This window comes from Clostridium sardiniense, assembly GCF_019753795.1.
Lineage (GTDB): Bacteria > Bacillota > Clostridia > Clostridiales > Clostridiaceae > Clostridium > Clostridium sardiniense.
Genome location: NZ_JAIKTU010000013.1, coordinates 1 through 26,627, shown reverse-complemented (window position 1 = coordinate 26,627; position 26,627 = coordinate 1). Strand labels below are relative to the sequence as shown.

Below are 26,627 nucleotides of genomic sequence, written 5' to 3'. Positions count from 1 at the left end.
ATTATGAAATGTTATAAATAATTATATTTCGTTGACATTATTTTATAAGATGAATATAATGAAATTATAAAAGGAAACTTTGAATTAATTTAATATTCTCGGTAGGTGAGGCTACCATAGGGATACGGGTTGCTGCCGCGAAATAGTGGAGACACTATTAGAGGGTTAGCAGTATACGTCGAAGTTAAGGCGTATTCTAATGCAATTTCATCGCCCTACGGAGTTGAAGCTTGAACGGGTGCCAATTATATATAATTTTGATTATATATCCTCGTTTAGCTTTGTACTAAATGAGGATTTTTTTATTTTAAGAAATAAGTGAGGTGAAAACAATTGGAAACTGGAAGTAGTTGTATGGGAATAGACGGTCACCTGAGGTGTCTATATTTTATTAAGCGAAACTTAAAAATTTTATTATTTGAAAATTTGCAGCCAGTTTCTGGTTTGTTTGCTTTGCAATAAAATATAGATTCTAAAGATTAAGAGTGTGACCTGATTATAGTGAAATTATAAAAAGTAGCTATCAGGTCTTTTCTTATGCCCGAATTCTCATAATTTATTTAAAAATGAGGAGGGTTTAAAAATGAAATTTAAAATCACAAGAAACAATTTAAATACAACAAAATCAGCAAAAAACCTAAAAAGAGAAGAGATAAATAAAAAACTAATACAATTAGGGTTATTAAAAAAAGAAGATTTTTTTGAAAAACTAGATACTAAGATTCAAGGAATAACAAACGAAGAGGCAGAAAGAAGAATAGAAGATTACGGATATAACGAAATAAGCTATGGTAATGGAGTAACATGGTATAAAAGATTATTTGATGCTTTTATAAATCCATTTTCAGTTGTATTAATTTTACTTGCAATTGTATCATTCTTTACAGATTACGTTATACCAAAGCCAGGTGATAAAAGTTTAACTACAGTTATTATAATTACAATAATGGTTACTATTAGTGGAGTTCTTCGTATTGTTCAAGAAGGTAAATCCAATAAAGCTGGTGAAAAGCTTAAAGAAATGATAAAAACTACCGCAACTGTAGTTCGTGATGGAGAAAATTTAGAAGTGCCAATGAATGAAGTGGTACAAGGTGACATTATAAAACTTAATGCAGGAGATATGATTCCAGCTGACGTAAGAATTATTTTTGCTAAGGACTTATTTGTAAGTGAATCATCAATGACAGGGGAATCAGAAGCTGTTGAAAAGTATGGAGAATTATCAGAAGAAACTTTAAATAAAAATATAACAAGTCACTTTGAACTAGAAAACTTAGCATTCATGGGAACTAATGTTATAAGTGGAACAGCAACAGCTGTAGTTTTATCTACTGGAAATGATACAGTTTTAGGAAGTATGGCAGATACAATAACTGAAAAGAGAGAGATGACAAGCTTTGATAAAGGTGTTAACTCAGTAAGTTTTGTACTAATAAGATTTATGGCAATTATGGTTCCAGTAGTATTTGTGGTTAATGGATTTACAAAGGGAGACTGGCTTCAAGCATTTTTATTTGCATTATCAGTTGCAGTTGGATTAACTCCAGAAATGCTACCAATGATAGTTACAACTAACCTTGCCAAAGGTGCTGTTAAGATGGCTAAGTACAAAACTATAGTTAAGAATTTAAATTCAATACAAAATTTTGGTGCTATGGATATACTTTGTACAGATAAAACAGGAACACTTACTGAAGATAAGATAATACTTGAAAATCATCTTGATATTCATGGTAATGAAGATATTAGAGTATTAAAACATGGATATTTAAATAGTTATTTCCAAACAGGACTTAAAAATTTACTTGATGTTGCAATACTTCAATATGGAGATAAAGAAGGATTTGAGGATTTAAGTAATAAATATGAAAAGGTAGATGAAATACCATTTGATTTTGCACGTCGTAGAATGTCAGTAGTTTTAAAGGATGAGATGGGTAAAACTCAATTAATAACAAAAGGTGCAATAGAAGAAATGCTTGAAATATCTTCTTATGCAGAATATAAAGGTGAAATAGTTACTTTAACTGAAGAATTAAGATCAGAGATATTAGAAACAGTTAGTGATCTTAATGCAAATGGAATGAGAGTAATTGGTGTATCTCAAAAGAATAATCCATCACCAGAAGGAAGCTTCTCTGTGGCTGATGAAAGTAATATGGTTCTTATGGGATATATAAGTTTCTTAGACCCACCAAAGGAATCATCAAAAGAAGCTATAGAATTCTTACATGATTACGGTGTTGAAGTTAAAGTTTTAACTGGAGATAATGAAAAAGTAACTAAATATGTATGTAAGCAAGTTGGAATTGATGTTAGAAGTATTCTTTTAGGATCAGAAGTTGAAGAAATGACAGATGATGAATTAAAGGAAGCTGTTACTTACACAAATGTTTTTGCAAAATTATCACCAAGTCAAAAAGCTAGAATAGTGTCTGTTCTAAAGAGTAATGGACATGTTGTTGGTTTTATGGGAGATGGGATAAATGATGCCCCTGCTATGAGGAAGTCAGATGTTGGGATATCTGTAGATACAGCTGTAGATATAGCAAAGGAATCAGCTGATATTATACTACTAGAAAAGAATTTAATGGTACTTGGCAAAGGTGTGGTTGAAGGTCGTAGAACATTTGCAAATATCATTAAATATATAAAGATGACTGCGAGTTCTAATTTTGGAAATATGTTTAGTGTATTAGTGGCAAGTGCATTTTTACCATTTTTACCTATGCTTCCTATACAAATCTTAATATTAAACCTTATTTATGATATTTCATGCATATCAATTCCATGGGATAATGTAGATAAAGAATATTTAAGGAAACCTCGTAAATGGGATGCATCATCAATTGGAAGCTTTATGGTATGGTTTGGACCAACAAGTTCAATATTTGACATTACAACTTATGCATTGTTATTCTTTGTAATATGTCCAAGCATTGCTGGAGGTTCATATGGAGCACCAGGTGTTAATAATGTATTGTTTGTAGCTGCATTTAATGCAGGATGGTTTATAGAATCATTAATGACTCAAACATTAGTAATACACATGATAAGATCACCAAAAATTCCTTTCATACAAAGTAGAGCTTCTAAGTCAGTATGCTTATTTACAATTATAGCAATAGTTGTTGGCACAGTTATTCCATATACACCATTAGGTGAATTAGTTCAAATGGCTGAGATGCCACCTGTTTATTTCTTATATTTAGCAATTACAATACTTGCTTATATGGTATTAGTTACTTGTGTTAAGAAATTATATATAAGAAAGTATGGAAAGTTACTTTAAATATTAATAATATTTAAAAGGAGAGCTAAAGAAGATACTGATAGTATTCAAAAGGAAAACTAAAGAAGAGTAATAATATTCAAGAGAGGAACTAAAGATGGGATTAAATTTAGAAGTTTTTAGATCAATAAACAATTTAGCTGATAAAAATTTATATTTAGATAGCATAATGATATTTTGTTCGAAATATTTACCATATTTTTTTGTACTAGCTATTATTTTGCTATATTTATTTGGTATTAGCAGAAGAGATATAGAATGTAGAAAGGTGGCAGTTAGCACTATAGTATTTACAATAATAAATTTATTTGTAAGTTTTATAATAGGTAGTGTGTATTATGTAAACAGACCTTTTGCAGATCATAATGTAAATCTACTTGTACAACATTCTAAAAATGCATCATTTCCAAGTGATCATGTTATAGGAACATTTAGTATAGCATTAGGACTTGGAAAGTATAGTAAAGTACTTAGAAATATATTGACTATATTATCAATTCTAGTTGGTATTTCAAGAATATACGTTGGAAATCATTATCCATTAGATGTTATTGGTGGTTTTGTTGTTGTAATAATAATGAATTACGTATATAAAAGATTATTTAAAAATACTGTTGAAAGTATTTATGTAAATATAGATAAAGCTATATTTAAAAATTAAATAAAATATTGATAATATTAAAATGATTATTGGAAGAAAGCTTACTAGTTTCAAAGAATAGTTATTTGATATAAAGAAGAGTGGATATAAAATCCACTCGAATTATCTATCTAATGAGGTAAGTGATAAGTCTTCACTTACCTCACCTTTATATAATTTACTTAACATTTTAGCACCATTTACACTAAATAAAGTGCCATTAGCACCATAGCCTAAACAGTACCAAATATTTTTGTTTTTAATATCTGGACCTATGAAAGGTAAATTATCAGATGTACTTGCAAATGTTCCATTATATTTATAGTCTATATCAAATGATATATCAGGAAACATAGAGTATAATTTATCCTTTAATTTTTTATATTGCATTTCTGCAACACTACTTTCTAAAAATTCTGGAATAAATCTAGTATCTTCTCCACCTATTATAATTCTATTATCTAATGTTCGTCTAAGGTATGTATATGGATTTTCACATGTTTTTATAAGACAATTATTATTCCAACCATTAATTTTATCTACTGGAGTAGTTACAATATTATATGATGTATACATAGTAGCAAATTTTTTGCTAGTAAATAGACTAATATCATATCCAGTTGCAACTATTACCTTCTTACAAGTGATGCTTTGATTGTTTGATGTATTCAAAATTACATAATCATCAAAATGACTATAATCAATAATCTCTGTATTTTCATATATAGGCACATCTTTATCGTTAAGATATTTTATTAGATTATGCGTGAATTTAACTGGATTAAATTCTGCACCACCATTATATGAATATACACCAGATTCAATAGGAAATGAAAATTTAAAGTCTTTTAAAGTATTCTTATCTAAAAATTTAACATTAAAGCCTTCATGTTTTCTTTGCTCATACTCATATTGAAGAATATCTGACTTATTTTTATCATCAGTATATAAAAGACAATCATGTTTTTTAAAATTACAGTCAATATTTGCTTCTTTAATTAGGGCGGTTAGTTCTTTAAGTCCTTTCTCGCTAAATTTATAAGCTTTTAATATAGTTGGTAAATCAGAATTTTTTTCTAAATCAGCTATTTGTTCATCAAGTTCATATTGAAGTAGAGAAGTAGATATAGAAGTAGAACCTGTTGCGACGTTTTCTTTTTCGACAAGAGCTACAGATATACCTTCTTTATTAAAATAATAAGAACAAAGAGCTCCAGTTATTCCACCACCAACGACTACTACATCAACATTTATATCATTATCAAGTTTTTTATATTTATTTATATTTTTTAATTCTTGAGGAAAATACGGAGTTCCTCTAACTATAAAATTTTTCATAGTACCTCCTTTAATATTAAATAATGTTTTATTAAAATAAATAATGATACTAGTATTACCATAAATTATAAGTATTAGATCAAGAAATAAATTCCTATTTAATATATTTAATAAAGAAATAAAAGAGATAGATTCCTCTCTTTGAGTTAATATTTTTAAGTTATTGGATTTTAGATATAACTGCCTACTGGTTTATCACCATTAAATGTTATATTTCTAACTCCTGAGAAACAAAGCTTAATCCATAGCAAGTATAGTCATTATCATATTAGTTAAGTTTTCAACAAATTCATTCCAGTCTCCATGGAAGTCATAAGAAATAACGCTTAAGAAATCAAGATATTTAGCATATTCATTAGATGATGCTCCTTTTAATACCTATGAAGATGCAGTAACAACAGCAGTTAATAAATAAGGCTATTATTTTCTGAATACACTTTATCTAACTTTTCTTTTAAAGTTTTTATTAATATACTATATAGTTCATTGGTAGTTTTTCTTATAGGTTCAGATAAATCGAAAAAATTATGATTTTCACATAATGTAGAGTTGCATCTAACTCTATTTTTTCTCTCTTATGACTTAAATCAATTCCTTTAAAATCAACATTAAATTTAATTATTAAATAGAGTGTAATATGTTAATAAATCTACTAGAATAATTTTAAAATGAAAATATTTCAAAATACTATTAAAATTAAAAATGAAGTAAAACCTTCATTATATTCTGTTATTTTTCATAATTTGAAATAATTGAAAAATATTCATTTAGAATATAAAATAGGATTATATTTGTAATTTGCAATAAAAAAGGGGGCAAGATGTAAACATGTATTTAATTGATTTAATTGATACGAAAAAAGGAGATGTTATATCTGTTGTAGGTTCAGGGGGCAAAACAACCTTTATATATAATTTAGCTAATGAGCTTATTGAGGAAAAGGTACTTATATCAACTACAACAAAAATGCTATATCCGGGAAAAAGAGAGGTTGATTATTTCTTTTGTTTGGAGAAGGATAAGGATGTAAAAATAAAAAATGGAAGAACATTTATAGCTGAAAAGATAATAGAAGATAATAAAGTTAGTGGAGGAAACTTACATATAAATAATTATGTTAATTCTTTTGATTACGTTTTACTTGAAAGTGATGGATCAAAAGAAAAATCTCTTAAAGGATGGAGAGAGGGTGAACCTGTAATACTTAACAAAACTACTAAAACTGTGGGGATAATTCCATTACATATTGTTGGAGAGAAGATAATAGATAAGAATATTCATAGAATTGAAAAATTCAATAATATATGCAAAACAAAAATTGGAGATGAAATAACATTAGATGTAATATCAGATATAATAATAAATTCAAATGGATTATTTAAAGATTCAGTAGGCGAGAAAATATTATTTTTAAATAGACTTGAAGATGAAAAAAGTAAAGAGATGGCATGGAAATTGCTTGAAGTATTAAATAGAAAAAACAAAGATTCATTAAAGATTATTGGTGGAAGTTTAAAAAGAAAAGAGTATTTTATGCTTTCTGCTGGAGGTGACCTAAAATAGTAGCAGTAATTTTAGCATCTGGACAAGGTAAAAGAATGGGAAGAAATAAGCTCCTATTAGACTTTTGTGGTAAGCCTTTAGTTGAATGGGTAATAGAGACAGTAAAGTCTGTAGGATTTAAAGAAGTTATTTTAGTTTATAAAGATCTTAAAGTAAAAGAAATTGCAATAAAGCATGGTATATCTACTTTATATAATAAGAATGCTAGCTATGGGCAGAGTGAAGGCATAAGACTTTCTTTAGAGAAATCATCAATTTTGAGTGATGGATATATGTTTTTTACTGGTGATCAGCCTTTACTAAAGGGAAAAACAATAAAAAGGCTTGTGGAAACGTTTAACAGGAATGGAGGTATAGTAGTTCCGAAAGTTCATGGAAGGAATAAAAGTCCTGTGATATTTTCAGGGGAATTTAGGGATGAATTAATGTCTTTGCATGGAGATGTTGGTGGAAGACCTGTTATAAGAAATAATTGGGATAAGGTAACTTTCTTAAACTTTCATTCAAGTACTGAATTTTTTGATGTTGACACTAAAGAAGAGCTGGAAGAATTAATTAAATTATATGAAGGGAGAATACAATGGATGAAATAATAATCGTAAGAGGTGCCGGAGACATTGCTACTGGTGCAATTCAAAAATTATATAGAGCTGGATTTAAAGTTATAGCCTTAGAGATAGAAAAGCCAACGTCCATAAGAAGAAAGGTTTGCTTAAGTGAGGCCATGTATGAAAAAGAATTTAAAGTTGAAGATGTCATTGCAAAAAGAGCAGATTCATATGATGAAATATTTAGTATATTAGAATCGGATAAAGTTTGTATCATGCAAGATACTTCTGGTGAAATAATAAAAAAAATTAGTCCTATGGCAGTTGTTGATGCAACCCTTTGTAAAAGAAATATAGGAACAAATAAGGATATGGCAGATATAACTATTGCGCTAGGACCAGGATATGAAGCAGGGGTAGATGTTGATATAGTAGTTGAGACAAATAGGGGGCACAACCTAGGTAGATTAATATCTGATGGATCAGCTGCAAAGAATACGGGAGTTCCAGGAATAATAGAGGGTTTTGGAATTGAGAGAGTTATATATTCTCCTTGTAAAGGGAATATTAGAATAATTAAAGATATTGGAAGTATTGTAGAAAAGGGCGAAAATATATGCATGGTTGGTAATTCATATGTAAAAGCTTCGTTAACTGGGGTAATAAGAGGTATGATAAGAGATGGATTTTATGTAAAAGAGGGGCTTAAAATAGCTGATATAGATCCAAGAATTAATCAAAAGAAAAATTGTGATTTAATTTCAGATAAAGCAAGGTGTATAGGTGGGGCAGTTTTAGAAAGTGTAATGATGTTAAAGCAAAGGAGGAATAAGTAATGGATGAAAGAGTATTAAAGAGTATTATTGAGGGGTTATCAAGTGGAAGAAAGATGGCATTGGTCACTATAACAGCCTCTAATGGATCAACACCAAGAAAAAATGGATCTTTAATGAGTGTAGATGAGAATGGAAGAATAGTTGGTTCTATAGGGGGCGGAAAAATAGAATGTGTAGTTATAGAAAGTGCAGTAAAATGCTTGGAAAGTGGACAAGGAGAGAAATTTGCTTATAACCTAAATGAAAGCGGAAAGGTTAAAATGGCGTGTGGTGGAGCTGTAGATGGATATATAAAAGTATTTGAACCAAAACCAAATCTTATTATTTTTGGTGGTGGGCATATATCTCAGAGCATATGTAGATTAACTGATAGTATGAATTTTAGGAGGATCGTAATTGAGGATAGAGAAGAATTTAAGGATTATGATGCCTTTAAGAATATTGATAAGTTTATAGTAACGAATAGTATAGAAGGCTTAAGTAATATAAGTTTTGATAATAGCTATATAATAGTTGTAACTAGAGGACATAAGAGTGATACTTATTGGACAAAAGAACTAATTAATAAAAATTATAATTATCTTGGCGTAGTTGGAAGTATGAAGAAAATTTTAGAGCTAAAAGAAGCAATATTAAATGAAGGTGTTTCTAATGAATTAATTGAAGGTATACATGCTCCAATTGGACTTGATATATCAGATGGTACTCCGGCAGAGATTGCTGTTAGTATTTTATCAGAAATATTATTAGTAAAGAATAATGGTAGATTAGAGCATTTACAAGATGTGAAAAAGAACGCTCTATAAAAGATATGGAAAAGGGGAATTAGCATAATGATGCAGATAAATCTAATAGATATTTCAGATGTAGTAAATAAATACGCAAATTTATTATCAAATATATTAAAGTTAGATGTAGAAATTGTTGATTATAATATGCAAAGAATAGCAGGTACAGGGATATATAAGGATGGAGTAGGAGAAAATATTGAATCTGCAGGTTATGTATATAAGGAGGCTCTATATACAGGAGAGGCAAAAATTATAGAAGATCCAGGAGAAAATTTTCTTTGTAGAGATTGTATGAATAGAGGTAAATGTAAAGAGTATATGGAAATCTGTGTGCCAATAAAATATGATAGTGCTACATTTGGGATAATAGGTCTTGTATGTTCTACAGAGGAACAAAAGAAGCACTTAACATTAAATTTTGAGACAATTATGAGCTTTTTAGAACAAATATCTGAATTTATAGCTATAAAATTGATAGAACAAAATGAGATATTGACGAATAAAAAGCATTTAGATTTCTTTAAACAAATAATAAACTCTGTAGATGATGGAATTATAACAATAGATAGCTTAAATAATATAAAAATAATAAATAATAAAGCTCTTAAAATGCTAAATTTAAGACCGGGAATAGTAGGAGAATATATAAGAGTTGAAGAGACAGATGATTATTTTCCAGGAGGAGATATATTTGAGCTATACATAAGAGGTATTCCATATAAGGTGGTTGGTAAGATAATACACAACTATATAAATAAAAACCATTGTGAGAAGATAGTTATTTTTAATGAACTGAAGCATCTAAAAGATGAAGTTGTGAATTTAACTCATGGGAACAATAAAATAAACTGTGATGAAATTGTTGGAGATTCTACATCCATGAGACAACTTAAGAAAAAAATAAAAAAGATATCATATTCAAAGTCAACTGTTTTAATTACAGGGGAGAGTGGTACAGGAAAAGAGTTAGTAGCAAGGGCTATACATGCAGAAGGAAGCCGTAAGAATAAACCATTTATAGCTATAAATTGTGGTGCTATACCTGAAAGTCTTCTTGAAAGTGAGTTGTTTGGGTATGTTAGAGGTGCATTTTCTGGAGCAAGTTCAAGTGGACGTGTAGGTAAATTTGAGCTTGCAAATAAAGGCGTAATATTTTTAGATGAGATTGGAGACATGCCGCTATATCTTCAAGTAAAATTACTTAGAGTTCTTCAAGAAAGAACAATAGTTAAAATCGGTTCAAATCAACTAATAAATCTTGATATAAGAGTAGTTGCAGCTACTAATAAGGATTTAAAGAAATTAGTTGAAGAAGGTAAGTTTAGAGAAGATCTATATTATAGATTAAATGTTATACCAATAGAGGTACCTCCACTTAGAAAAAGAGATGGAGATATTGAACTTATTATGTATGGGCTTATAAAAAAATATAATAAGATATTTAATAAGTATGTTCATACTGTAAAGGATGATGTAATAGAAAGGTTAAAGCTATATCAATGGAAAGGGAATGTTAGAGAATTAGAGAATGTTGTTGAATTCATGGTAAATTTAAGTGGAGATGATGGTATTGTTACTTTAGATATGCTTCCTCAGACTATATTAGATTATAGAAAAGAAAGTGATGTGAATAACATAATTTCTGACTCTAAGGATATAGAAAAGCTTAAAGATATAGAAAGTTATTATATAAATAAAGCATTAGATATTTATGGGAGAGACACGGCTGGAAAGAAGAAGGCTGCAAAAAAATTAGGAATAGGTATTGCTACATTATATAGAAAAATTGGTGAGCAATAAACATATAAGCAAGGAGAGTTATCAAAATGATAATTAGACTTGCTTATTTTGTTAATAAAATAACTATCAGGCTTTATAAATCAAAAGGATTATCAAAATGATAATCCTTTTATCATTTTGATAAATAATGATTATGTTAAGTTAAAGTTGCTATACAACTATCTGTAAACATATACAGAAGGTTGAGTATTTAAATAAAATAGTAAGAATTAATGGAAAAATAACTACATGAAATTGGCATAGATATTGCTTTAAATAAGTATTAATAAATAAAAGCTTATAGGGAGGAAACGTTATGGAAAAAATATTATGGAAACTAAATACATTACCAAAGACAGATAAAGAAGGGTGTATAGAATTTTTAAGTAGAGATGAAGTATCAAAAGCAAAAAACTTTCATGAAAGTTTTTCAGAATATGATAAAACACCATTAGTTGAATTAGATAATTTAGCTAAAAAGATAGGACTTAAAGGAATATATTTAAAAGATGAATCTTATAGATTTGGATTAAATGCATTTAAGGTACTTGGTGGATCATTTGCTATGGGAAGATACTTAGCAGATAAATTAGGAGAAGATATAAAAGATTTACCTTATGAAAGATTAACTTCAGATGATGTTAGAGAAAAACTTGGAGATATTACATTTGTTACAGCAACAGATGGTAATCATGGAAGAGGAGTAGCATGGACTGCTAATAGATTAAAACAAAAATCAGTTGTATATATGCCAAAGGGATCATCACTTCAAAGATTAGAAAACATAAAGGCAGAAGGTGCAGAAGCTAGTATTACTGATATGAACTATGATGATGCAGTTAGATTAGCTGCAAAATATGCAGATGATCATAATGGATTAATGGTACAAGATACTGCATGGGAAGGATATGAAAAGATTCCAGCATGGATAATGCAAGGATACGGAACTATGGCATTAGAAGCATTAGATCAATTAAATGCTATCAAAGTGCTTAAACCAACACATATATTTGTACAAGCTGGCGTTGGATCACTTGCAGGTGCAGTTCAAGGATTTTTTGCATCAGAATTTGGTGATGAGTGTCCAAAGACTGTTATAGTTGAATCAAATTTAGCAGATTGTTTCTATAAATCAGCTATTGCAAATGATGGAGAAGCAAGATTTGTTGGAGGAGATATGCAAACAATAATGGCAGGGCTTGCTTGTGGAGAACCAAATACAATTGGATGGGAAGTTTTAAAGAATCATTCAACTGCATTTGTATCATGTCCAGATTGGGTATCAGCTAAAGGTATGAGAATACTTGGAAACCCATTAAAAGGAGATACTAAAGTAACATCAGGAGAATCAGGAGCTGTTACAACAGGTCTTCTATATGAAATTATGACAAATAAAGATTATAAAGATTTAAAAGAAGCACTAGAACTTGATGAAAACTCAAGGGTACTTTTATTTAGTACTGAAGGAGATACTGACCCAGAAAAGTATAGAGAAATAGTTTGGAATAGTGAATGCTAATAGATAATAAATGGTTTATAGGAGGAATAAAGAAATGCTTAATAATCAAAGAAAAGAAACTTTAACTAAATTATGCCAAGAATTAATCAGAAATCAATCAGTTTCAGGTGAAGAAGGTAAAGTAGTAGAAGCAATAAAGAAGGAATTTAAAGCATTAGGATACGATGAATGTTTTGTAGATAGTTATGGAAATGTAATTGGACATATAAAAGGTAGTAAACCAGGAAAAACAATACTTTTTGATGGACATATTGATACTGTTCCAGTACCAGATGATTCAAAGTGGACTCATGCACCATTTGGAGCAGAAATAGTTGATGGAAAGATATATGGTAGAGGAGCTTCAGACATGAAGGGACAAACATCAGCTATGATAGCAGCAGCAGCTTACTTTGCAGAAGATTTTAAAAAGGATTTTGCAGGAGATATATTTGTTGCAGGTGTAGTTCATGAAGAAATATTTGAAGGAGTATCAGCTAGAAAGATAAGTGAAGCTGTTAAGCCAGATTATGTGGTTATTGGTGAATCTTCAGAATTAAATTTAAAGATTGGACAAAGAGGAAGAGCAGAAATAGTTATTGAAACTTTCGGAAAACCAGCTCATTCAGCTAATCCAGAAAAGGGAATAAATGCAGTATATAAGATGTCAAAGATTATTGAAAAGATTCAAGATATAGAAACTCCTGTACATGATGTACTTGGAAAAGGAATTCTTGTATTAACTGATATAAAATCATCACCATATCCTGGTGCATCTGTAGTCCCAGATTACTGCAGAGCTACTTTTGATAGAAGACTTTTAGTTGGTGAAACTAAAGAAGGCGTTTTAGCTCCAATTAAAAAGATAGTAGATGATCTTATGAAAGAAGATAAAGAGCTTAATGCTAAGGTTTCATATGCAATAGGTAGAGAAACTTGTTATACAGGAGAGGTAATTGAAGGTGAAAGATTCTTCCCAGCTTGGCTATATAGTGAAGATGATGAATTTGTACAAGCTGCATTTAATGGATTAAAACGTGCTGGTATAAATCCAGAAATAACTCAATACTCATTCTGCACAAATGGTTCACATTATGCCGGAGAAGCAGGAATAAGAACAATTGGTTTTGGACCATCAAAAGAAAATTTAGCTCATACAATTGATGAATATATAGAATTAGATCAATTATTCACTGGAGCAGAAGGATATTATGGAATATTAGAATCTGTTTATAACAAATAAAAGGTGGTTTTTAGGATGAAGATATTAATAAAAAATGGTTTTATAGCTGATGGAAGTGGCAATAAAGGATACATTGGAGATATCTTGATCTGTGATGAGAGGATTAAAAAAATAGGACATGAAATTTGTGAAGATAATATAGATAGAACAATAGATGCTAGGGGCTTAGTTATAGCCCCAGGCTTTATTGACACTCACTCACACAGTGACCTTAAGATATTAGAAAATCCATTTAATGAAATAAAGATTAGACAAGGAATTACTACAGAATTATTAGGACAAGATGGAATATCAATGGCACCATTGCCAAAAAAATATATCTCACCTTGGAGAAAAAATATAGCAGGATTAGATGGTGAGTCAGATGAGATTGACTGGGAATATGAGATAACTGATAACTATTTAAAAATGATGGAAAACAATGGGGTAGGTTTAAATGAAGCATACTTAGTACCTCATGGAAATGTAAGAATGGAAGTTCTTGGACTCGGAAATGTTCCCGCAACTAAAGAAGATATAAAGAAGATGTGTGAAATCACAAGAAGAGAGATGGAAGCTGGAGCATATGGATTATCAACAGGTCTTATATATATGCCTTGTGCTTATTCTCACACTGAAGAACTTATAGAAATGTGTAAAGTTGTTGCAGAGTTTGATGGAGTATTTGTAGTACATCAAAGAAGTGAAGCAGATACTATTATATCTTCAATGAAGGAAATAATTGAGATAGGAGAAAAGTCAGGGGTAAGAGTTCACTTCTCACACTTTAAAGTATGTGGTAAGAAGAACTGGAAGTATATTGATGAAGTAATTGAATTATTTAATGAAGCTAAGAAAAAAGGTATAAGAGTTACTTTTGACCAATATCCATATGCAGCAGGAAGCACAATGCTTGGTGTTATATTACCACCATGGGCTCATGATGGAGGAACAGATAAGCTTATGGAAAGACTTGCATCAGAAGAGATGCGAGAGAAGATGATTTATGATATGGAACATGGGATTGAAGGCTGGGACAACTTTGTTGACTTTGCTGGACTTGATGCCATATATGTAACTTCAGTTAGAAATAAGAAAAATGAAGATGCAATAGGTAAAAACTTAATAGAACTTGGAAAGCTTAGAGGCAAAGATCCTTACAATGCAACATTTGATCTTTTACTTGAAGAAGAAAATGCAGTAGGAATGGTTGATTATTATGGAATGGAAGAACATATAATCAAATTTATGAAACTTGCAGAACAAAATGTATGTACTGATGGACTTTTAGCTGGAAGACCCCATCCTAGAGCTTATGGATCATTCCCAAGAATACTTGGAAGATTTGTAAGAGATCTTGGTGTGTTAACTCTTGAAGAAGGAGTTATGAAAATGACAAGTAAAGCAGCTAGCGCATTTGGCATAAAAGATAGAGGACTTCTTAAGGAAGGATGCTTCGCAGATATAGTTTTGTTTAATAAGGATGAAGTTAAGGATATTGGAACTTTTGAAGATCCAATTAAATTCCCAGAGGGAATAAATTATGTAATCATAAATGGTCAAGTAGTAATAGATAATGGGGAGTATAAAAAGATAAAAGCAGGTAAGGTATTAAGAAAAAAATAGGGGGAATTTGTGTGTTAGTAGTAGGTAATGGAAGGTTAGTAACTCAAAACAAAGAAATTCCATTTATAGAAAATGGAGCTGTGGCTATAGAGGATGGAAAGATAGTAGACTATGGTAATACTAAAGACATATTAGAAAAGTATAAAAAGAGTGAGTATATAGATGCAAAGGATAAGGTTATAATGCCAGGACTTATAAATACACATGGTCATATTTATAGTGCTTTTGCAAGAGGAATGAATTTAGATGGACCTACATCAAAGGATTTCTTAGATATATTAAATAATTTATGGTGGAGACTTGATAAGAATTTATCTCTTGAGGATATAAAATACAGTGCATATAGCACATTAATGGACAGCTTAAAGTACGGTGTTACAACATTTTTTGATCACCACGCAAGTCCTAATGCAATTGAAGGAAGTCTGTTTACTATAGGAAAGGTAGCAGAAGAGCTTGGAATAAGAACTTCACTTTGTTATGAAGTATCTGATAGAGATGGAGAAAGAGCTTTAATAGAGGGTATAAAAGAAAATGTAGATTACATAAAGCATTGCAAGGAAAGCAATAGCAATATGAAATCTGGAATGTTTGGAATGCATGCTAGTTTTACACTTTCAGATAGATCATTAGAAAAGTGTGCAAAAGCAACAGATGGATTAGACTGTGGATATCATATTCATGTTGCAGAAGGATTAGCAGATGAAGAAAAATGCATAAAAGAACATCAGATGAGAGTAGTAGAAAGATTAAATAAATTCAATATATTAGGGGAAAAGACAATCGCAGTTCATTGTATTCATGCAGATGATAATGAACAAGATATAATTCTAAAAACTGGTACAACAGTTGTTCATAACCCAGAATCTAATATGGGTAATGCAGTTGGAGTATCACCAGCTATTAAACTTATAGAAAAAGGTATAACTGTTGGACTTGGAACAGATGGTTATACATCAGATATGTTTGAATCAATGAAAGTTGCAAATATAATTCATAAACATCATTTAAAAGATCCATCAGTAGCTTGGGGTGAAACTCCAATGATGCTATTTAAAAATAATAGAAAAATTGCAGAGAAACACTTTGATGGAACTTTTGGAATAATTGAAAAAGGTGCAGTAGGAGATGTGATAGTAGTAGATTATAATCCATTAACACCGATGAATGGAATCAATTATAATTCACACATTCTATTTGGAATGATGGGTAAATCTGTGGATACGACTATAGTTAATGGAAATGTTTTAGTTAAAGACGGTAAGCCTCTTAATGTAAATGAAGATGAGATTTTAGCTGAATCTAGGATGGTTTGTAGCAAGTTATGGAATAGAATCTAGCGAAAGGATTTGTGTGTGTTATGAGAGAGGAGAATGAAAACGAAAATGTAGCTCCAGTGGATGAAAAAATACCATTTTCAAAAGCTTGGATATTTTCACTTCAACATGTTATGGCAATGTGTGCAGGAGCTGTTGCAGTTCCACTTATGGTAGGGGAAGCGGCAGGTCTTAATCATACAGAAATAGTATTTCTTATAAGTGCTGGTCTTTTTATGGCTGGTATAGGAACACTAATTCAAACAATGGGAATAAAAAAACTTGCAGGAGCTAAGATACCAATAATAGAAGGTACAAGCTTTGCTGCTGTTTCAGGAATACTTGCAATAATTGCAGGTACATCTGGTGGCAAAGATTTAGCAATGACAAATGTATTTGGAGCTGTTATTGCAGCAGGGTTATTTTGTTTAATAATTGCTCCGATATTTGGTAAACTAATAAAGTTTTTCCCAAAAGTTGTTACAGGTACTGTTGTATTAGTAATTGGTATATCCATAATGCCAGTAGGTATAAAATGGATAACTAATAGCAAGGTACAAGCAGTAGAACCAAAAGACTTAGCTCTTTCAATGGCTGTATTAGTAATAACATTACTATTGTTTAAATACTTAAAAGGTATATGGAATAGTGCTGCGATTTTATTTGCAATAGTTATAGGAACAATAATTGCAATGGTATTTGGAATGGCTGATTTTAGTGCAGTAAGTAGTGCCGGGTGGTTTAGTATAAATGTTCCTTTAGAATTTGGAATGCCAACTTTTGATCCATCAGCGGTACTTTCAATGGTATTAATAATGCTAGTTTTAATGACTGAATCAGTTGGAAATATGATTGCTATTCATGAAATGACTGATAAAGAAGTTACTGAAGATAACATAAGAAAAGGCTTAACAGCCGATGGAATATCAACATTATTTGCAGGATTCTTTAATACATTCCCAATTACTCCATTTGCTCAAAATACAGGTTTAGTAGGCTTAACAGGTATTAAATCAAGATTTGTTGCTGTATATGCAGGAATAATACTTTTAGCATTAAGTTTTGTACCTAAGTTTGCTGCAATTATAGGAGCAATTCCAAAGCAAGTACTTGGTGGAGTTGGATTTGCAATGTTTGGAATGGTTTTAGTTGGAGGAATAAGAACTTTAGGAAAAGTTCAATTTGATGGTAACAAGAACTGTGTAATAGTGGCCGTAAGTGTTGGACTTGCAATGATACCACTTGCAAATCCAGGATTTTATCATAACTTCCCATCATGGGTAGAAACAATATTTGATAGTGGTATTACAACAGGAAGTTTATCAGCTGTAATACTTAATATATTCTTCAATGTTTTAGGCAGTAAAGAACCAATGCCAGAAACTTTAGAAGAAGATATAAAAGAAATTGAAGAAGAAGTCGATCAAGAGAAATTAGTTATGCAAGGAAATAAATAAAATTAAAGATGAATTATAATTTTAACTTAGAGGAGAGTGTGTGTTATGTCAAAATTAAACGTTAACATTTTAGGAATGAAATTTAATAATCCAATATTTACAGCAGCAGGCCCAGGAGCAAAAGATGGAGATCTTTGTATTGAAGCAGTAAAAGGAGGAGCAGGTGGATTAGTTACAAAAACTATTTCAGTAGATCCAGCTCCAGTACCAAGACCATGTATGGGAAAAACAAATTCAGGATTTTTAAATACAGAGCTTTGGTCAGAGCTACCAAAAGAACAATGGATAGAAGAAGAGTATAAAAAAGCTAAGTCAGCTGGAGTTCCTATGATAGTAAGTATGGGATATACAGCAGATCAAATAAAAATTGTTGCTCCACTTGTTAAGCCTTATGCTGATGCCGTTGAATTATCAACTCACTATGTTGGAACTGATGTAACACCAATAGTTGAAGCTATGAAAGCTGCAAAAGCTGCATTAGATTGTCCAGTATTTATGAAAATGAGCCCACATACAGATATTCAAAAGATAGCAAAAGCTTTAGAAGAAGCAGGAGCAGATGGTCTTGTAATGATTAATTCTCTTGGACCATGTATGGCAATAGATGTTGAATCAGGATATCCAATAATGGGAAGTAAAACTGGATACGGATGGTTATCAGGATCACCAGTAAGACCAGTTGCTATAAGAAATATATATGATGCAGCACAAGCTGTTAATATTCCAATAATAGGTGTTGGTGGAGTAACTTGCGGAAGAGATGCAGCTGAAATGTTAATGGCAGGAGCTACAGCAGTTGAAGTTTGTACTGAAGCTATTTTAAAAGGACCTAAAGTATATGGAAAGATTGCTAAAGAGTTAGATGAATTCTTAGATAGCCACGGATATAAGGATGTTAATGAAATAATTGGACTAGCTCATAAGAAAATGGAAGATAGAACATTTAGAACAGAAGCGATTGCTCCACAAGTTGATCAAGATGCTTGTATAAAATGTGGACAATGCAAAGTAAGTTGTGTATATGATGCAATTGAAGTTGGAGAAGAACTTGTAATAGATAAGTATAAATGCTTTGGATGTGGATTATGTGTAACAAGATGCCCAAAACATGCATTATCAATTCAATATAAATAGTAAAAGAGGAGGATGAGTTATGGGAACAGTACTAAAGGGATGTTATATAGTAACCAGCGAAAAGACAGTAAGAAGTGATTTAAGAATTGACGGAGAAAAAATTGAATCTATAGGATTATCTGTAGAAAAAGATGGAGATGAAATAATAGATTTAAAAGGAAGCTACATACTTCCAGGTGGGATTGATGCCCATACTCATTTTGATCTAGAACTACCAAATATAAAAACATCTGATGATTTTAAAAGTGGTACCAAGTCAGCGATTGCTGGCGGTACTACAACTATTATAGATTTTGTAAACTGTCATAGAGGTGAAAAATTAAGTGATGCATTAGAAACTTATAAAGAGAAGACAAAAGGAAAATGTTATTCAGATTACGGATTCCATATGACATTGTGTGAATGGAATAAAGAAGTTGAATCTGAAATGGAGGAAATGGTAAAGCAAGGTATAACATCCTTTAAGATGTATATGGCATATAAAGATACTCTTCAAGTAAATGAAGAAGAGATTGAACAAGCACTAAAAAAGTCAAAAGAACTTGGAGCACTTATTTCATTCCATTGCGAAAATGGAGATGAAATTATAAAAAATATAAATGATTTAATAAGTAAAGGTAAATCTGCTGTAAAGTATCATGAAGCCTCAAGATCCTCCGAGGTTGAATATGAAGCAGTGAATACTTTAATAAAAATAGCTAGAAAAATTAATTACCCGGTGTTTATAGTACATCTAAGTTCTAAAATGTCATTGGATGCTGTAATAAAAGCTAGACGAGAAGGAGTTAAGATTTTTGTTGAAACATGCCCTCATTATCTTTTGTTAAATAAAGATTTTTATGAGCTTAAAGGAGATGACGGGTTAGAGGGATCTAAATACGTTATGTCACCACCTCTTAGAAGTAGAGAAGATAATAATGCTTTATGGGAAGGAATTAAATTAGGTGAAATAGATACAATTGCAACAGATCATTGCTCATTTAATTATAAAGATAAGAGAGAAAATGCAAAGATAGATTTCTCCAAGATACCTAATGGAATACCAAGTGTTCAGCATAGAATGGAATTGATTTTTAGCTATGGAGTAAAAGATAAAATAATATCTTTAAATGAAATGGTTAAGCTAACATCTACTAATCCAGCAAAAATATTTGGGTTATATCCTAAAAAGGGTGAGATTAAGGTAGGCAGTGATGCTGATTTATTAATAATAGAAGATGGATATAAAGATACTATTAGTTTTGAAAATAGTATACAAGAGGTTGATTATACTCCTTATGAAGGGTTTGAAAGTAATGGAAAAATAAAAAGGGTGTTTTTAAGAGGAAAAGAGTTGGTTAAGGATGGAGAATTCATAGGAAAAGAGCCAACTGGCCAATATATCTCAAGAAATAAATGGAGTTATGAGAGGAGATAAGGTATGTTTGAATTTATTCTTAACGGTGAAAATAAAGTTGTAGATGAAAATAAAAAGCTTCTTAAATACTTAAGAGATGATTGCAATATAACATCAGTTAAAAATGGATGCTCTGAAGGTGCATGTGGAACATGTATGGTTATTGTTGATGGTAAAGCTATAAAAGCATGTATACTTACAACTGAAAAGGTCAATGGAAAAGAAATAACAACTATAGAAGGTTTTACAGAAAGAGAGCGAGATGTATTTGCATATGCATTTACTGAAGCTGGAGCAGTTCAATGTGGATTCTGTATACCAGGTATGGTTATTAGTGCAAAAGCACTTTTCAATAGAACATTAAATCCAACAAGTGAGGAAGTTAAGAAAGCTTTAATTGGTAATATATGCAGATGTACTGGATATATAAAGATAGAAAAAGCTATTATGATGGCAGCTGAAATCCTTAGAGAAAATAAAGAAGTTCCAAAAGTTATTTGTAAAGGACTTGTTGGAGAAAGAATGGGGAGAGTAGATGCTAGAGATAAGACATTAGGAGTAGCTGAATATACTGATGATATAAGAATAGATGGAATGTTACATGGTGTCGCACTTAGAAGTAAATATCCAAGAGCTTTAGTAAAGAGCATGGATATTAGTGAAGCAGAAAAAATTGAAGGTGTAGTTAAGATTGTTACTGCGGAAGATATTCCAGGGGAGAGATATTTAGGTCACATACAAAAGGATACCCCTGCATTAATAAAGGTTGGTGAAGAAACAAGATATCTTGGAGATGCATTAGCCTTAGTTGCAGCAGAAACAGAAGAAATAGCAAGAGAAGCTTTAAAGCATATAAAGGTTGAATATGAGGAATTAAAACCTGTAACTTCACCACAGGAAGCACTAGCAGAAGATGCGCCAAAGATACATGAGAAGGGAAACTTGTTAACTCATGAACATTTAGTAAGAGGAAATGCAGATGAAGCTATAAAAAATTCAAAGTATGTTGTTACATACAACTACAAGGTTCCATTTACAGAACATGCATTTTTAGAGCCAGAATGTGCAGTTGCAGTTCCAGAAGGTGATGGAATAGTAGTTTATACAGGAACTCAAAGCGTATATGATGATCTTCGTGAGATAGAATCACTTTTAGGTCTTGATGATAATAAGGTTAGAATAATTTCTAAGTATGTTGGGGGAGGCTTTGGTGGTAAGGAAGATATGAGCTGTCAACACCACACAGCATTACTGGCTTATCTTATTAAAAGGCCAGTTAAGATGGTACTTCCAAGACAAGAAAGTATTATAGTTGATACTAAAAGACATGCAATGGATATGGAATTTACAACAGCCTGTGATGAAAATGGAATGTTAACTGCAATGAAAGCTGTAATACTTGCAGACACAGGAGCTTATGCATCTCTTGGAGGACCGGTTCTTCAAAGAGCATGTACTCATGCAGCAGGTCCTTATAATTATCAGAATATGGATATAGATGGTAAAGCACTTTACACAAATAACACACCAGGTGGTGCATTTAGAGGGTTTGGTGTTACACAATCAGCCTTTGCAACAGAGTGTAATCTAAATAAGCTTGCTGAAATGGTTGGAATAGATTCTTTTGAAATAAGAAGAAGGAATGCAATAAAACCAGGTGAAGTGCTTCCAAATGGACAAATAGCAGATGAAGGAACAGCATTAATTGAGACTTTAGAAGCTGTAAGAGGTGTTTATTATGCTAATGAAAAGAGAGCTGGAATAGCTTGTGCATTCAAAAATGCTGGAGTTGGTGTTGGTATACCAGATACAGGTAGATGTAAAGTTAAAGTTATTGATGGAAAAGTTCATATAAGAACATCAGCGGCATGTATTGGACAAGGACTTGGAACGGTTGTTGTTCAGATTGTTGGACAAGTTCTAGGAATCCCAGCATCACAAATAGTATACGAATCACCAGATACTAAAATAACTCCAAATTCAGGTACTACAACAGCTTCAAGACAAACTGTATTTACTGGAGAAGCAACAAAGGTTGCAGCTATGAAACTTAGAGATGCTTTAAGAGAGCATTCATTAGAGGAATTAGAGGGACAAGAATTTTATGGTGAATACTTAGGTGTTACAGATAAAATGGGTAGTCCTAAAGAACATCCAATAAGTCACGTTGCATATGGGTTTGCTACACAAGTAGTAATTTTAGATGATCAAGGAAAAGTTACCAAAGTAGTTGCAGCACATGATGTAGGAAGAGCAATAAATCCTAAAAATGTAGAAGGTCAAATTGAAGGTGGAGTTGCTATGGGTATTGGATATGGGTTAACAGAAGATTATCCTATAGAGAATTCAGTACCAAAGGTTAAGTTTGGTACACTTGGACTTCTAAGAGCAACTCAAGTTCCAGAAATACAACCTATAATAATAGAAAAAAATACTCAGGAGCTATCCTTTGGAGCAAAAGGTGTTGGAGAAATAACTTGTATTCCAACAGCACCCGCTGCACAAGGAGCGTATTACAAATTAGATGGTGAGTTTAGAACTGAACTGCCACTTAAAAATACATTTTATAAAAAAGCAAAGAAATAGAAAGAAGGAATTAAAATGAAAAAAATAATCAATACAGAACATGCACCAGCTGCAATAGGACCATACTCACAAGGATTAATAGTAGGAGATTTAGTATATACTTCAGGTCAATTACCATTAAATCCAGAAACTAAAGTTTTAGAAACTGAAATAAAAGCTGCAACTAAGCAAAGCCTAGAGAATTGCAAAGCTATATTAGAAGCTGCTGGAGCATCACTTGATAAAGTATTTAAGACAACTGTTTTTGTAAAAGATTTAAATGATTTTGCAGCAGTTAATGAAGTATATGGAACATACTTTAATGAAAATCCACCAGCAAGAAGCTGTGTACAAGTTGCTAAACTTCCAATGGATGCACCAATTGAAATTGAAGTAATAGCTAAATTATAAGATTAAATAATAAATTTATATGAAGTAGGGAGTTTTATAAGCTTCCTACTTTCAAGAGCGTATGGGAATCCTCAAGATACTTTAAAAGATAAGAATAAATATTATAAATTAACATATAAGAAAAATATAAATCATTATTTAGAGTTAGGATTTTCAGATTCAAAATTAATTTCATATTATTTATCTACAAAATAATATGAGTAAGAAAATATAGTAATTATTAAATTTAATACAATTAAAGTGGAAATGATAAGATGAAAATCTTGTCATTTTTTTAGATGAAGATAAACTTTTTAGCTTTTTTATTGTATATAACAATATAATTTGATAAATTTATGAATATAAGGACAATTTAAGAAAATGATAAAACTTTAAAAAGTTAAAGAAATTCAATAGTAAAAAATTGGATTAATTAGAAGGGGATTAGAGGGGATATATTATGGATAAGAGTATCTATATAGACAAGTTTATGAAAGGAGATAGTGATTCATTTAATTATATATATAATAAATATTATAATAAAATTTATTTTTTGTGTTTAAGTATATTGAGAAATGAAACTGATTCTTTAGATGCCACTCAAGAAGTATTTATTCAAATCTATAAATCTATAGCAAAGTTAAAAGATAAGTCAAAATTCGATTTTTGGATTAATAAGATAGCGATTTCTAAATGTAGTAATATAATAAGAAAAAATAAAAAATTATTATTAGTAGGTGATGACTTAGAAATTTATGAGACTTATTTAGAGGAAGACTCTTTGGATAATCCAGAAAATTTAGTAGTTAATTCGGATGAAAAAGTACAAATTTTAAAGATAATAAATAAATTATCTCCTAAAAAAAGAATAGTAATTATATTATTTTATTATAACTCTCTTAAAATAAAAGAAATTTCTGATTTATTAAAGTGTTCAGAGGGAACTGTAAAGAGCCGGTTAAATAGTGCTAGAATTGATATTAAGAATTATTTAGAAAAAGACTCAGTTAAAACTTATAATATTTCATTCCCAGGTATTTTCGTTGCTTTAAAAGAAATAGAATTTAATAAAGTACCAATAAATGAAGTACTAAAAAATATAAGTAATATAAATAATAGAGGATTTAACTTTAGGAGAAATAATATAAATATTTTTAGTAAAACATTAAATATTACTAATATATTTTATATACTTTTTATAAGCATTATTAGTTTAAATTTAATTAATATTGGAAAGAGGATTAATATAATGTATGATAATTCAGCAAATAAAACAATAAATGAAAAACTTAGGTATTCAGTAACAGATAGTGACGGAAATACAACTGTTAAAGAGAGAATTGTTAATATAAAAAAAGATTATCCTCCAGAAATTTTAGGGGCAGATGATAAAACAATAAAAGTTGGAGAGCAATTTAATGAATTTGATGGAGTTTATGCTAGAGATGATATAGATGCTAGTGTAAGTTCTAAAGTTATTGGAAAGGTTGATGTAAATAAGCAAGGTAAATATACAATAAAGTATATTGCTAAAGATAGCAAGGGAAATACATCTATAAAATATAGAATTATAAATGTTGAGAGATAAATGAACTTTTTTCTAAATATAGTAGTCTAAATAATGAATAGAAATTTATATTTAGAAGGAGATGACTATGGTTTTAGAAAAAGAAAGATTTATTAAAGATAATGTGGTGTATTTAGTACGCTATGATAATGTGATTTTTAAGACGAAGACATATACTGAATTTTTAAATGTATTTTATGAGGGAAATTATATTGATTCTATAGAAAAGAAAGAAGAATTTTTAATTGGATTAATAGAAATGGTAGCATTAATTAATGATTTCAACCTTTTAATTTATGATAATTATGAAAATTTAACGAATGAAAAGCCTGAAATTGAAAAAAATGAATTTACCTTATATAAGGATAATATAAATTCTGTGATTAATATTTTGAATTTGCTTGATATTGCAAGAGTATTTCAAGTAATAGGAGAAATTATATGAATCCAAGTAGAATAAAAAATATGGAAATAGTATATCAGCCAAAAGTACATTTAAAAACTAATAAAGTTGAAAGTTTAGAAGCTTTATCAAGATTTTTTGATAAAGATAATAATATTTTAAATACAGAGAAAATTATTATGTTAGCAAGAGAAGTAAATGATATGAGAATTATTACAAATAGAGTAATAAATAAAACTATTTCTATAATAGAAAATTTAGAGAATGATAAAAAATTAAACTTTTCAATTAATATATCTTGCATAGAGATTGAAGATGAGTTTTTTGAAAAGTGGATTGAAGATTTATTTTATAAATATAAAAGTAACTACTTAAATAGATTAGAATTTGAGATAACAGAAAAATATAAAATAAAAAATAAGCAATTATTAAAAAAAAGAATAAAATTTTTGCAAGATAGGGGTTTTTTAGTATCATTAGATGATATAGGAGCTGGATTTAACAAATATGAATTAATATATGAATATGATGTTGATTATGTAAAAATAGATAAATCTTTGATTAGAGAAATAAACAAATATAAAGATACAATTAAAAGAATAATTGAGAGTTCACATTTATCAAACAAAATGGTTGTTGCTGAAGGGATTGAGAATGAAAGCACATATAGAATTTTGAAAAATTTAGATTGCGATTTAGGACAAGGATTTTATTTTTATAAACCAAAAAAAATTGGTGAATTAAACATAATATAATTAAAATAAAATGTTAGTGAATAGTAATTGTACATAAACATAAAATAATTTAAATGAAAAAGGTTCAAAAAATAAAAAATTTTGAACCTTTTTTTATTTAAAAGAGTCTAATTTAATGTACATAGATAAAATATTTATAATAAAAGTACATTTAATGTATAAAAATTTACTTTTATAGAAAGTACACACTTAATTAATTATTTGAATTTTATATTAAATTTAGATAAAGAAAAAAATTTTTAATAAAATATTATAAGATTAAATTAATCGATTAAATAAAATTTATTATTTGGAATGTATTTTTTGCGAATCGTCAAAAAAATACATGATTTTTTTAAATACTTATGTTTTTTCAAAATTCAATAAATTTCATTTAACTAACAATCTGGAATATGTTAACATGTTAATAAAAAGTAAACTGTTCAAATTTAATTTACAAATAATTAAATTGATTAAGTTTTAAAGAATAAATGTTTTATGAAACTTAATCAATTGAGGACTTATCTAT

At 29.9% G+C, this 26,627-nt stretch carries 20 protein-coding genes and 1 riboswitch; of the genes, 19 read left to right on the top strand and 1 reads right to left on the bottom strand.

Annotated features, from left to right (window positions below; genetic code table 11):
- The first annotated feature begins 90 nt into the window (after nucleotides 1-90).
- Nucleotides 91-250: riboswitch (M-box (ykoK) riboswitch) on the top strand.
- A 333-nt stretch (nucleotides 251-583) separates the two neighbouring features.
- Nucleotides 584-3,295: a magnesium-translocating P-type ATPase gene (gene mgtA, locus K5V21_RS14905; RefSeq protein ID WP_221861956.1), complete on the top strand. Its 2,712-nt coding sequence runs from the start codon at nucleotides 584-586 to the stop codon at nucleotides 3,293-3,295.
- A 97-nt stretch (nucleotides 3,296-3,392) separates the two neighbouring features.
- Nucleotides 3,393-3,956 carry an undecaprenyl-diphosphatase gene (locus tag K5V21_RS14900; protein WP_204593978.1) on the top strand — a complete coding sequence of 188 codons (564 nt, stop codon included), beginning with the start codon at nucleotides 3,393-3,395 and terminating at the stop codon, nucleotides 3,954-3,956.
- A 102-nt stretch (nucleotides 3,957-4,058) separates the two neighbouring features.
- Here K5V21_RS14900 and K5V21_RS14895 read toward each other — a convergent pair whose 3' ends face one another.
- Nucleotides 4,059-5,273, bottom strand: coding sequence for an NAD(P)/FAD-dependent oxidoreductase (locus K5V21_RS14895; RefSeq protein WP_221861955.1), 1,215 nt, complete (start codon nucleotides 5,271-5,273; stop codon nucleotides 4,059-4,061).
- 828 nt (nucleotides 5,274-6,101) lie between these two features.
- Here K5V21_RS14895 and yqeC point away from each other — a divergent pair.
- From yqeC to K5V21_RS14810, 17 genes are all read left to right on the top strand, one after another.
- Nucleotides 6,102-6,836 (top strand): selenium cofactor biosynthesis protein YqeC, encoded by a 735-nt coding sequence (gene yqeC, locus K5V21_RS14890; RefSeq protein WP_221861954.1) that lies wholly within the window; start codon nucleotides 6,102-6,104, stop codon nucleotides 6,834-6,836.
- Nucleotides 6,833-7,429 carry a nucleotidyltransferase family protein gene (locus K5V21_RS14885; protein WP_307495322.1) on the top strand — a complete coding sequence of 199 codons (597 nt, stop codon included), beginning with the start codon at nucleotides 6,833-6,835 and terminating at the stop codon, nucleotides 7,427-7,429. The genes yqeC and K5V21_RS14885 overlap by 4 nt, the downstream gene beginning before the upstream one ends.
- Nucleotides 7,417-8,220 carry a selenium-dependent molybdenum cofactor biosynthesis protein YqeB gene (gene yqeB / locus K5V21_RS14880; protein ID WP_204593974.1) on the top strand — a complete coding sequence of 268 codons (804 nt, stop codon included), beginning with the start codon at nucleotides 7,417-7,419 and terminating at the stop codon, nucleotides 8,218-8,220. Before K5V21_RS14885 ends, yqeB begins: the two co-directional genes overlap by 13 nt.
- On the top strand, nucleotides 8,220-9,026 hold the full coding sequence (locus K5V21_RS14875; RefSeq protein ID WP_221861952.1) for an XdhC family protein: 807 nt from the start codon (nucleotides 8,220-8,222) through the stop codon (nucleotides 9,024-9,026). The genes yqeB and K5V21_RS14875 overlap by 1 nt, the downstream gene beginning before the upstream one ends.
- A 27-nt stretch (nucleotides 9,027-9,053) precedes the next feature.
- Complete coding sequence (locus tag K5V21_RS14870) at nucleotides 9,054-10,811, top strand: sigma-54-dependent Fis family transcriptional regulator (RefSeq protein ID WP_243425009.1); 1,758 nt, start codon at nucleotides 9,054-9,056, stop codon at nucleotides 10,809-10,811.
- A 295-nt stretch (nucleotides 10,812-11,106) separates the two neighbouring features.
- Entirely contained in the window at nucleotides 11,107-12,309 is a 1,203-nt protein-coding gene (dpaL, locus tag K5V21_RS14865) for a diaminopropionate ammonia-lyase (protein WP_204593972.1), read from the top strand.
- A 34-nt stretch (nucleotides 12,310-12,343) separates the two neighbouring features.
- Nucleotides 12,344-13,531 carry a YgeY family selenium metabolism-linked hydrolase gene (locus tag K5V21_RS14860; RefSeq protein ID WP_204593971.1) on the top strand — a complete coding sequence of 396 codons (1,188 nt, stop codon included), beginning with the start codon at nucleotides 12,344-12,346 and terminating at the stop codon, nucleotides 13,529-13,531.
- Between the two features lie 15 nt (nucleotides 13,532-13,546).
- Nucleotides 13,547-15,136, top strand: coding sequence for an N-acyl-D-amino-acid deacylase family protein (locus tag K5V21_RS14855; protein ID WP_204593970.1), 1,590 nt, complete (start codon nucleotides 13,547-13,549; stop codon nucleotides 15,134-15,136).
- An 11-nt stretch (nucleotides 15,137-15,147) separates the two neighbouring features.
- Nucleotides 15,148-16,476 carry a putative aminohydrolase SsnA gene (gene ssnA, locus K5V21_RS14850; RefSeq protein ID WP_204593969.1) on the top strand — a complete coding sequence of 443 codons (1,329 nt, stop codon included), beginning with the start codon at nucleotides 15,148-15,150 and terminating at the stop codon, nucleotides 16,474-16,476.
- 20 nt (nucleotides 16,477-16,496) lie between these two features.
- A complete protein-coding gene (locus tag K5V21_RS14845; RefSeq protein ID WP_204593968.1) occupies nucleotides 16,497-17,909 on the top strand; it encodes a nucleobase:cation symporter-2 family protein in 1,413 nt (470 codons plus the stop codon).
- A 45-nt stretch (nucleotides 17,910-17,954) separates the two neighbouring features.
- Nucleotides 17,955-19,043, top strand: a complete 1,089-nt coding sequence (locus tag K5V21_RS14840; protein WP_221861951.1) for a 4Fe-4S binding protein — start codon at nucleotides 17,955-17,957, stop codon at nucleotides 19,041-19,043.
- A 19-nt stretch (nucleotides 19,044-19,062) separates the two neighbouring features.
- Complete coding sequence (gene hydA, locus K5V21_RS14835) at nucleotides 19,063-20,460, top strand: dihydropyrimidinase (RefSeq protein ID WP_221861950.1); 1,398 nt, start codon at nucleotides 19,063-19,065, stop codon at nucleotides 20,458-20,460.
- Between the two features lie 3 nt (nucleotides 20,461-20,463).
- Complete coding sequence (xdh, locus tag K5V21_RS14830) at nucleotides 20,464-23,025, top strand: selenium-dependent xanthine dehydrogenase (RefSeq protein WP_221861949.1); 2,562 nt, start codon at nucleotides 20,464-20,466, stop codon at nucleotides 23,023-23,025.
- Between the two features lie 15 nt (nucleotides 23,026-23,040).
- Entirely contained in the window at nucleotides 23,041-23,415 is a 375-nt protein-coding gene (locus tag K5V21_RS14825; protein WP_221861948.1) for a RidA family protein, read from the top strand.
- 439 nt (nucleotides 23,416-23,854) lie between these two features.
- The gene (locus K5V21_RS14820; protein WP_221861947.1) at nucleotides 23,855-24,982 is read left to right on the top strand and encodes a sigma-70 family RNA polymerase sigma factor; all 1,128 of its coding nucleotides are present in this window, start codon (nucleotides 23,855-23,857) and stop codon (nucleotides 24,980-24,982) included.
- 67 nt (nucleotides 24,983-25,049) lie between these two features.
- Nucleotides 25,050-25,406, top strand: a complete 357-nt coding sequence (locus tag K5V21_RS14815) for a hypothetical protein (RefSeq protein WP_221861946.1) — start codon at nucleotides 25,050-25,052, stop codon at nucleotides 25,404-25,406.
- On the top strand, nucleotides 25,403-26,119 hold the full coding sequence (locus K5V21_RS14810) for an EAL domain-containing protein (protein WP_221861945.1): 717 nt from the start codon (nucleotides 25,403-25,405) through the stop codon (nucleotides 26,117-26,119). Before K5V21_RS14815 ends, K5V21_RS14810 begins: the two co-directional genes overlap by 4 nt.
- Nucleotides 26,120-26,627 lie beyond the last annotated feature (508 nt).